The 1,059-nt window shown below is 73.1% G+C and carries 1 protein-coding gene; it reads right to left on the bottom strand.

The window, feature by feature from the left end; translation table 11 throughout:
- Positions 1–94: 94 nt before the first annotated feature.
- Positions 95–1,059, bottom strand: a 965-nt coding sequence (locus tag ON39_RS33935; protein WP_040740347.1) for a helix-turn-helix transcriptional regulator, incomplete at its 5' end; no start/stop codon positions are given.

Raw genomic sequence — 1,059 nt, 5'->3', positions numbered from 1 at the left:
GGTGAGCCGAGGTCACCGCTTGCAGGACTGACGTTAGGGAACGCGCGGCCATCCGCGCGTGCGTCGGATGACGTAGCGCGTGACGGTAGGCCGCTTACGGAGGGGTCTCACCCTCCGCGGGCAGCAACCTCGCGAGGTCGGATCTCGAACTGATGCCGAGCTTCGGAAAGATGCGGTGCAGATGCGTGCTGACCGTCCGGTGCGACAGATACAGCCGCTGCCCGATCTCCCGGTTGGTCAGCCCCTGGGCCGCCAGCTGCGCGATGCTCAGCTCGTGCGGGGTGAGCCGGTCGCGAGCGGCCGGGCTGCGATCCGGGCTGGCTTCGCCCGCGCCGCGCAGCTCCACCCTGGCCCGTTCGCTCCACGCGGCGAAGCCGAGCGCGTCGAAAGTCTCTCTGGCCGTGCGCAAATGGGTCCTGGACTCGACGACCCTGCGCTGTCGCCGCAGCCACTCGCCGAACGCCAGGTGCAGGCGGCCGCGCTCGGCGGGCCAGGCGGCGAGGTCGGCCGCGAGCGCGGCGGTGAAACGTGGCTCGGCGTCGGTCTCGACGACCGCCTGCGCGTAACGCACGCCGATGTGCAGGGCGGGCGACGGTGTGGCGGCGGCCACCGGTTCCAGCTCACGCAACAGATCACGCACGGCGTCGGCCCGCCCGGCGCGGACCGCCGCCTCGGTCAGCTCGGCCAGGAAGTACGCGCGCAGGAACGGCGCGTAGGACGAATCGCGGGGGTCGTGCAGGCGACTCAAATCGATGTAGGCGTCGTCGAATCGGCCCTCGCCCAACGCGATCAGGCCACGGGTCAGCTGAACGGTGGCCAGCACCGGTCGCGCGCCGACGGCGAGCCCGATCCGCTCCGCCTCCGCCGTGTCCGCGCCGGCCTGCGCGTAATCCCCACGCAGAGCGGCTATCTCGCCCCGGACGGCCGTGGCGAGCCCGTGCATGAACGGCTGGCCGGTCTCCCGGGCGAGGGCCGCGGCCTCGGCGGCGACCGGCGCGGCGGCGGCGAGATCGCCGAGCCGGGTCAGGCACCAGGACTGGACCGTCAGCGCGCGGGGCA

The organism is Nocardia tenerifensis NBRC 101015 (genome assembly GCF_000308715.1).
Taxonomy (GTDB): domain Bacteria; phylum Actinomycetota; class Actinomycetes; order Mycobacteriales; family Mycobacteriaceae; genus Nocardia; species Nocardia tenerifensis.
This window is presented reverse-complemented; position numbering and strand designations above follow the sequence as displayed.